This is a genomic window from Leptolyngbya sp. FACHB-711 (assembly GCF_014695615.1).
GTDB lineage: Bacteria > Cyanobacteriota > Cyanobacteriia > Elainellales > Elainellaceae > Leptolyngbya_A.
In genome coordinates this window covers 1-9,023 of the sequence record NZ_JACJOR010000557.1, presented here as the reverse complement: position 1 = coordinate 9,023, position 9,023 = coordinate 1, and the positions used below count along the sequence as shown (strand labels likewise).

At 47.9% G+C, this 9,023-nt stretch carries 8 protein-coding genes; 6 read left to right on the top strand and 2 right to left on the bottom strand.

Features of this window, described 5'->3' with window-relative positions; all coding sequences use genetic code 11:
• The 3 genes from H6F80_RS27695 to H6F80_RS27685 all read left to right on the top strand — a co-directional run.
• Positions 1 to 838 (top strand): hypothetical protein (locus H6F80_RS27695; protein ID WP_190794742.1); only part of this gene is annotated, 838 nt, incomplete at its 5' end.
• A gap of 45 nt (positions 839 to 883) precedes the next feature.
• Positions 884 to 2,326 (top strand): coiled-coil domain-containing protein, encoded by a 1,443-nt coding sequence (locus tag H6F80_RS27690; protein WP_206755124.1) that lies wholly within the window; start codon positions 884 to 886, stop codon positions 2,324 to 2,326.
• Between the two features lie 207 nt (positions 2,327 to 2,533).
• Positions 2,534 to 5,968 carry a hypothetical protein gene (locus H6F80_RS27685; protein WP_190794740.1) on the top strand — a complete coding sequence of 1,145 codons (3,435 nt, stop codon included), beginning with the start codon at positions 2,534 to 2,536 and terminating at the stop codon, positions 5,966 to 5,968.
• A 35-nt stretch (positions 5,969 to 6,003) separates the two neighbouring features.
• On the opposite strand, the gene H6F80_RS27680 is transcribed toward H6F80_RS27685, so the two are convergent.
• Positions 6,004 to 7,326: a pentapeptide repeat-containing protein gene (locus H6F80_RS27680; protein WP_199296872.1), complete on the bottom strand. Its 1,323-nt coding sequence runs from the start codon at positions 7,324 to 7,326 to the stop codon at positions 6,004 to 6,006.
• An 81-nt stretch (positions 7,327 to 7,407) separates the two neighbouring features.
• Positions 7,408 to 7,641: a hypothetical protein gene (locus H6F80_RS27675; protein WP_190794738.1), complete on the bottom strand. Its 234-nt coding sequence runs from the start codon at positions 7,639 to 7,641 to the stop codon at positions 7,408 to 7,410.
• Positions 7,642 to 7,645: 4 nt separating this feature from the next.
• Between H6F80_RS27675 and H6F80_RS27670 the strand changes: the two genes are divergently transcribed.
• From H6F80_RS27670 to H6F80_RS27665, 3 genes are all read left to right on the top strand, one after another.
• Positions 7,646 to 7,990: a hypothetical protein gene (locus H6F80_RS27670; protein ID WP_190794737.1), complete on the top strand. Its 345-nt coding sequence runs from the start codon at positions 7,646 to 7,648 to the stop codon at positions 7,988 to 7,990.
• A 45-nt stretch (positions 7,991 to 8,035) separates the two neighbouring features.
• Entirely contained in the window at positions 8,036 to 8,278 is a 243-nt protein-coding gene (locus H6F80_RS29510; RefSeq protein WP_206755123.1) for a transposase, read from the top strand.
• 126 nt (positions 8,279 to 8,404) lie between these two features.
• The gene (locus H6F80_RS27665) at positions 8,405 to 8,818 is read left to right on the top strand and encodes a hypothetical protein (RefSeq protein WP_242067607.1); all 414 of its coding nucleotides are present in this window, start codon (positions 8,405 to 8,407) and stop codon (positions 8,816 to 8,818) included.
• The last annotated feature ends 205 nt before the right edge of the window (positions 8,819 to 9,023 follow it).

The window sequence follows — 9,023 nt, the reverse complement described above, 5'->3', positions numbered from 1 at the left end:
GGGACGCTATCTCAATGATGAGGACGTTACTGCGAAGGCTCCTTTGGGTGCAGAAAATGCCATGAGCGATCGCCCTCCCAAATACGACCTGGGCAAGGGGCGCAAGGTTTATCCAGTCAACACCCCGGAGGGTAAGACTATTTACCTGCCACGGAAAGGGGAAGCGGATGGGTTGGAGCTGGCGAAAGGGTTGTTTATTCCAGATGATGTGGTGGCGAACCATGAAAGCCAACGTCGCCGGACGGCACTGCGGGATGATGCAGCGGATGGGTTACAGCGGCGGGCACAACGAGCCGCCAAATTACCGGCTGGGGTCAATCGTCGGAATGATCGTGAGCCTCCAATTCCAGTACGGCAAGCGGAGGATGGGACACCACTTTGGGATGGGTTCACGCCGCCAGAAGTAAGTGAAGAAAAACAGCACGAAACGCTGAAAACCTTGAAGCCTAAATACGATATTGGCAAGGAGCGGATGCTTTACCCGACAGAAACGGCTCAAGGTAAGGTCGAGTATTTGCCGCTACATCGGGATGCTAGCAGCGAGGAGAAGTTTCTGAAGCGACATGCAGCCTTCGTGCCACCGGAACCGTTGGAGAATTTTTTAACGAATGCAGAGGCTCAAGGTGAGATTACGCGTCAGAGTTTTTTAACGAAACAGGGTGATGTTCGAGCTTATTCTCAGGAGGATATCAATAATGTATTTGAACAAGCACCGACTTTGGTATTGCGATCAGCACAGTTAGTAAGTGATAGTGCCCGGCAAACGCATGAATTGCAGCAGCGGTTCACTGGCACAGAAGTAGTCAGCAACAAAAATAGCGAACTTACTACCAAGTAACTCAAAACGACCTAGTGCACTCAACAACCTTTGAAGACATCAATTATGCACTCAGCACCCCGCCGCAAGTCCAGTAAAGAGAAATATCGTCCCGACAGTATTAAAAGCAGAGATGAAACACCGAGGGTGCGCACATCGCTAGCAGAGAGTGACGAAAGCAAAAGATCTAGCGAGGCTTCGAAGCAACGTACACCCTTACCTGAATTCTCTAGTGCCGATGAAACATCAATTCGACGTACTCTAGATCGGTCACACCCTAGGGAAGATACACTAGAAATTCGCAGCAAGTTTGCACAAGACAAAGAGCTAGAGTCCGAGGAACAATCACAAACCGAGAGGATAAAGACGCTTCGCGATCGGTTTTTTAATGATGCGAGCGCGGTAAACCGTGCAAGGCAAAATCCATTCAAACAGGGAGATATAAGACTCGAAGCTAAGAGTTTTTATCAGACAAAGTCATCACTAGCAGACGTAGTGAAAGAGCTCGATCAGATAGTTAAAGATGGCACACTCGATCGAGTGTCCACTGTGTTCGAGATGCTCAACCGTCTATCGACCAAGAACCCAGAGAAATACGAGAAATACAAGAGGTCGATCAACGAACTTAAAGCGGCGCTCATCGAAGAATCCGACGAACTCAAAGCGGCGCTCATTAAAGAATCCGTAAATCTATTAGGGTCGAAGGTACCAGATAATCTCTCAACCATGGATGACGGCGCAATTGCCGAGATATGGCGTGACAGAGACAGGGCAGCGATGTTGATGCAACGGATGAGTGCGGATGCAGTCCCACCACAACTCGCCTCAGAACTGCAGAATATCACTGACCAACTTCTTGCATCTGAACGTATGATCGTACTACGCAAGGCGAGAGAAGGTACGAGTGAGTCCCAGAGACAAGCCGCACGTGGGGATATTCCGGGTTTACATACTTATTTGGACAACGTTGCACAATATATCCGTAAGGGGCAGTACGACGATGCGTTAAAAAAGCTTGGAGACAGCGGCTTCTGGAAAGCACTTCAGCAGAATCTTAATGTCAGGGTCAATACAAAGCCAAAACGTCACCCCTTTTTGGAACCAAATATGTTAGCGGTAAGCGAGGACGGCAAGTCAGCAGAGGCCAGGGTAGAGAATTTAGGGAACCTAATTGAGATGGACAAGGGGGGAGGTGTAAATTGGGATCCGGAGAATGTCGTAGCCCTGCTTACAGCCCTAGAAGAGTTTGTGCATGCTTACCAGCATTTAACAGGGCTATTTCTCAGCCCTAGAACAGGGCTAGCGGTGAAGGACGGAGCCGTGGAATCGCAACTTGATGCAGAGGATCGATTCGGCATGTCGTGGGATGAGGTTGATGTGTATGCTTGGTTTCAAGACCAGGACTTGGGACGATTGATGGAGAACCGCACCACCCATCATGCCAACGGAAAGTACGTGGACGCATACGAAGAGCGCAAGGCGTTCCAGTCGTGGGTCGAGAGCAGATAATGTCTCATTGTGTCTCGTCAGTCGAAGTGACCGAGTCTAGCTGTAGAGAGGGGACAGTTCAACTAGTCAGACTACATAGTTGCATAATATGGTTACCGGGCTAATCGCTACCTCATCTGTCTCTCGATCGCCCGCCGCCTAACCAGACTGATCTGAACTATTCCGCCAAAACCCTCCTAACCCCCTCAACATTTGGAGCCATCGATCATGTTCTCAGGCAAAGTGAAAAAGCGTCGCGCTGCCAGTACAGGAGATTTGGATAGTGTAGCAGCAGATACTAACCATCGCCCTCAGTCTAGCAATCTACGCCGTCCAAAAACCACAGACGACTTGACTTCCACTACGCTTGACTTGAACTTTGCCCTCAAGCGCAGAGACACCGATCGCGATAATGACACCGATCGCACAGCTACCCCTTCATCAGCAGAACAGTCATCGTCAGATAGCCAATCTCTTCGCGCCAGCCGCCTCCGATCGATCCAGGATGATCAAGTTGCGATCGATGGTGCGGAAATAGAGCAGGCGATCGGCAAAACCAAGCGGCGATCATCTGCTGTACTACGTGACATTCAGAACAGAAATTTAGCCCTGATCAAGCGCGAGCCAGCCAAACCCAGCATTAATACAACCAAGCTCAAAAATCCTAACGTTCGTAGAGAAGCTGAGAAACTTGCTGGTCGCGTCGATAAGTTTCGGGGTGGCATTCTACAACTGGTTGCCCTCGGCGGGGACAGAGCCTTAGCCCGTGTAAACCTGGAAGCCGAACTGCAAAAAATCATTGACTTAGCCGACGCCAATGGCGATGTTCAAATGCTCAAGGATTTCTCAGATGCCACCTCGTTTAAAGGCAAACTCTCCCCCTTTGAACCCACTACTGAGAGTGGTCGCTCCTTAGTTAGAATGTTGCAGCTCTTCAAGGCTGTAGCAGGGGATGGCAGCTACAACACCGTGCGCACCAATATTGGACGACTTAAGACTGACGCGAGTGATCTACGTCAAATGGCGCGAGATACTAATTTACTGCAAGGATCTGAAAATGCTCAGTTTCTTGACCATACCCAGTACGTTGACGTTAGCCGATTGCTCCGCACTGCTGATAGCACAACTGCCAGGCAAATTAAAGAAATCACGCGCGAATGGTATCTTGAGCAAGCCAGCCTAATGAAGGCATACCGTGACCTGAACGGTAAAGACGCCGCTGTACAGAAAAAATTGGCGCTCACAATGCTGCAAGGCTTTGGCAAGGTGGCACCACTGGGCCCCCAAAAAGCTGAAGAACTGGGTGCTCAAGTTTCCCCTGTACTGAACGAGCAAGCTCTCTATTACCGCAGCGGAAAACTTATATTCAATCCTCTGCTCAACACTGTGCAGCAAGCCTATTGCAGTGCTATGGGCTTGGATGAAAATGCTGCACATCTGATCGACAACAGCACGTTTCGTGAGGTGCTGGCTCGTGAGTATGGAATGGAGGGAGTCAACACCAAAATTACCAGTCAGGCAGACTTTAGCAAGGCGCTTCAAGATCTCTTTAGTAACGCACAAAGGGGCGGGCTTCTAACAAACAATGTTGTTCTCGACATTACTGATTTGTTTCACCAAGAAGCGACACAACCCAAAGAAATTAATAAGATGAATGATGATCTGGAAAAAGCCTTTTTTGCTGAAGTAGCAAAGTTTCTGGCTACCCATCCTGACATGGACAAGAAGGTGTTCGCCAGCATCATGGAGCGCCTCCAGATTGGGGCAATGACCCGTTACAAAGGGGTAGATGTACTTCTTACCCCATATTTCTTAATCCGAACTCCTAGAGACAGCGATACTCCACTTCAAAAAGAGCTTTTACAAGCGGTTAGAGATAATGTTGGACTGCGCTCTTTGTCAGGAGAGTTTTTCGACTCTATCCAGCACAGCATGAGCCACTCAGGATACCTGCTTGATCCAATTCAGGCCAGGAAGGCGTGGTTGGAAGTAGAAGATCCCTCCACAGTTCTGAAAAAGCGGGGCCTTCAGTTAACGGAACTGGCAACTTCTGACAAACCCACCCCGAAAGTCTTTTCCAGCTTCAAAGACTTCACAAAGCATAAAACCTTCCAGCAGTTTGAGACACTGGCTAACACTGTTAATGCCCCACCGTATCTCAAAACTCTACCCACAGCTACTGTGAATTTGTTGCGAGGACTAGCAGCGTACAACCTTGACAAGGGGGGGATTGACAAAGCCATGCAGGATCAGGAACTCGACGAAGTTCTGCAAACGTCCTACTATCGTATGCTAAATGCAATGGCTAGTGCTGTGGATAGTCAAGCATTTTTGAAAACCTCAGCAAATCGCCCCACTTCCACTCAAATCAGTGAAGCCTATATCAATTTTCTGAACCAGGTGGAGGTGATTCAGCAACAGATTGCGACCCTTCTCTCCCTAGTGGAACCTTATAGCACCGATGCCTTTGGTGATAGTATCCGGGCTAGGCTGACGAATCCGTCTGACCCTATCATTCCGACCAACTTAGACAAGCCCGGTGTGCAGCTCAAACCCTCAGCCATGCATTGTTTGGCAAGTATTCTTTCCAGCGTTGAAGCCCTGAAAAAGAGCAACGAACTCAATGTTTGTGTGGTTAAAGACCATTACTATGAATCTGCTGGTGCCGTAACCGCCTCCGGCACGTATAGTGTGTCAAAGTTTGATGGGGATACCGTGCGGGGTTCTGATGGCATCAGCACAGTGCCCCTTGATCCGTCTACTATTCAAGGCAAGAAACCACTAGACCTTTATGTCTGCGACTTCCATCACAATATTTCGCTGGGTCGGAATCATTATCAGATTGAAAACCTTCAGCACCATGTAGACGAACTCTACCGCAACAACTTGGTAGCAGATAAATTCACCGTGGCGATCGACTGCACTATCGACTTTGTAAACTCCAAAGACGTACAGGCTTTCCTCGAACACAATAAGGATCGCATTGCGTCTGGCAAGCTCAATGTTGTTCTGTTCCGCAGTGCCCAAAAGTTCGATATGTTGGGGATGGATAATTATTACGGCGGCTTCACTGTCAACATTAATAGTCACAAAGCCTTTGCCGATTTCAATCAGCGGATGGAAACCCCAGAAGACCAACTCAAAGGTACGAGTCTCCAAGGGCTTTCTCACATCGGTGTCCATGCTTCTCAGGATACGGATGAGTATCGCAAAGCCATTATGGACAATACAAAACGCTTCTATAATGCCCTGACTCCCGGTATGGTCTGGAGTCCAGGAACAACGTCTGTGATGCAGGTAGCCAAGACAGATGATCCCAATGCGGTGTTTCTTGACATTAAGTTTCCAGGTAATACTGATGCCGAGGATGCTTTTGTCGATAAGCTCAAAGAATTTGCCACTCAGGAGAAGTTACCCCTCACCGGGCGGGCTAGCTTTGGTTTTGCCACGTCTAACTTGAATCAGATTAGAGGTGAGAAAATCCGCCTTACCCCTGGGCTTGAAGGATCAGAGATACAGGATCGTTATATTGCCTTTTTTAATGCTGTTTATCAGCGTGCTAACGATGCCGCTGCAAGGGGTACTCAACAAGGATTGCAAGGGGACGCACTCAAACAGTTTATTGCTGGGGAAATTAAAAATATGCCTCTCAAATCTATATAACCCTAACTGAGATAAGTAAGGCAGGTATTAACGCACTATTTCAGATTCTGGACATTTTTCATATACTCCCTTGCCTCATCTAATGTCTTGAAATTATCTGGATACCTATCCATCAAAACTTGAGGAAGTCGATCGCAATCTCGATTGGATAAATCTTTCATTCCATCAGGTAGATTCGCAGCGCAGAGAAGAGGTGGATTTAATCCTGTTAGTTGATCTCGGCTTAGTTCTTTGCTCTTGCTCAAATTTAAAGCGAGCAGAATAGCCTCCTGAAAATTAACACCACTCAGGTTAGCACCACTTAGATCAGTACCACTCAAGTCAACACCACTCAGGTCGGCACTGCTCAGGTCAGCATCATTGAGAATGGCATGGCTGAGGATGGCATCGCAGAAGATAGCACCATTGAGATCGGTACCACTGAGGTCGGTATAACAGAGGTCAGCACAACACAGATCGGCACGACTGAGGATGGCATGGCTGAGCGTAGCACCACAGAGGATGGCATCACAGAGGATAGCGCTGCTGAGCCTAGCATTACAGAGGATGGCATCGCTAAGGTTGGTACGGCTGAGGTCAGCATCGATCAGAATGGCACCACTGAGGTTAGCACCAATCAATCTAGCACCGCAAAGGATAGCATCGCTGAGATCGGTATGACTAAGGTTAGCATCGGTAAGGTCAGCATCTGTTAAATTGATTTCGCTTAAAACAGCCTCTTTTTCTAAAGTCAGACTCGATAAAGATTCCCCCCGTGCTCGCAAATCTTCTAGAGCTGCAATCCTGGCACCACTCACCTTTTGCCCATAGGCTGCATAAACAACCTGCCATGCCTGATATTTTGCTTGCCGTGAACGTTTCGGTGATTCAAGCAAGAAAAGCAAAACAGCAAAGACGATCGCGAAAGTTGCTACCTTGCCAATTCCCCAAAGACCCGTACCCCAAGCCACACTGAGCCGTTGTTCCGGGATCAGCTCATCGAAATACCAGCGAACCCAATCCCCCAGAGAATCGCCATAAGGTGCATTAGGCAGAATGTCTCCGTCTCGCTTACGGATGCTCATCAGCTTTTTGTAATCGTCTGTCGTTTTCCCAAATCTTTTTGCTTCTCGTTGAATAAAGTCCTCACGAATGAATGGGTCTGTCGTCTCTCTCGCTATTTTTAGGCTTTCGTCTAGTTCTTTTAGCTCAGGACTGAGAGGGCTTCCAGGCTTACTTTTTGGTGGATAGAAAAGAGTCAGAAGTAGCCAAGTTAAAAGTAAAAGTGCTAGGAAGCTCGTTACTACTTTTAATCCCTTAATTCTAAGAAAGCCTGAACTCAGCCTTGTCTCAAGCATGCTTGAAACGATCTTGAACATGGAGCTCGGGAACTGGCTTCGGGACATTTGGGATTGCTAATACATGGTTAATAGGACTAGTTCTAATCTAATCCCTATTTATTAAATATCAAGCACCTTTATTAGTTGTGTTGCAAAAACTTCTTGAATGATAGATAAACTCCGTTTTTCGTTCATCAACGCACCATGAATTGTTTGTTTCAAATGAAGATGAATCTGTTTGTTTAGTTCTGGTGTGTACCCTGCTTGACTGACAAAACGGGAGGAAGCTGAAAGGAAAGCTAGAAGGGAAGCAGAGCATGATTTAGGCTGAGAAGTAACCACACCAATCAGCAAATCAATGTCTCCTACTTCCCGTCTTTATGATGCGCTGTCTCGATATTTGAGCCAATGTGACATTCAATGGCAAGATGCCCATCACCGACAAACGTTGTGTTGGATGATCATCGGCATAATTCAAAGCCAGAACGTGCATCTCAATGGGTTTGGGGTGTACGTGACAAGCCGTGCCCAAATTGCTCAATCCTATCAACGACGGTTTCGACGTTGGTTGTCCAATCGCCGCATTGATGTCGCTTCAGCCCATCATGCCTTGGTCAGGCAAGCCCTGTTGGGATGGGAGCGCGAACGCCTCTATCTGAGTCTGGATACAACCGTGGTGTGGAATTGTTTCTGTATTATCTAGGTGGGTGTCGTGTATCGGGGCAGAACCGTCCCAGTGGCTTGACGAGTGGTAGCGCACTCCAGCAGAACCGTCCGGTTGTGGACGATTCAAAGGGTATTGCGGCAAGCCCAAAGAATCTTGCCCGAGGGTGTGGCAATTGTTTTGTTGGCAGACCGGGGCTTTGCGGATGGCAAACTGATGAAGTACCTCCAGGAAAATCTGGGTTGGCATTTTCGGATTCGGATTAAACGTTCGTTTCAGTTTCAGCACCAGGGGCAATGGTGCAAAGTATCATCGGTGCACTTGTAGCCTGGACAGGCTTACTTCACGAGTGCGATATCAGTAGGCAAGACCAAGCCCTACCCCAACGTTTACCTGGCGTTTGCCCATGATAAGCAAGGCGGTGAGGATTGGACGATTGTGAGCGATGAGCCGATGAACTTGCAAACGTTTGCTCAATACCGCCTCAGGTTTCAGGTGAAGGAATCATTTTTGGATCTAAAGTCGAACGGATTCAATCTCGAAGCCTCCAGGCTGCGGGACAAATTTGCCCTGTCCCAGTTGTGCGGGGTGATCGCTTTGACAATGCTGTTTCTGGTACTGCAAGGGATGAATGTGTTACTGTCAGGCAAGCATCGCCGAGTAGATGCTCACTGGAATCGGGGCATGAGTTATCTCAAGCTCGGTTGGAATTGGATTCGCCTTGCCATCACCCAGCAATGGAAGATACAGGTTTATCCATTCCTCTCCAGTCTGCCTGACCCTCAACCTGCCATTGCTTCCAAGCGACAACAGAATGATGCTTTCGAGCGTGAATTTATCGTTCTCAGCCGTTTTCCAGCTTCTTAGTTCTGTCAGTCAAGCAGGGTGTGTACCTCAACACCACTCGTTAATCGTTGAGTGATCGACTTCCACTCCTCGCTCTTGCATCATTTTCTATAAGTTCCAGAACCTAGGCAGTAACGATAATACCACTGCATATTCAGCAAGATGATTTCTAATAGAAGATGCCGCTATTTAAAGAGATATAGAGTCAGTATGAAAACTCAGGAAC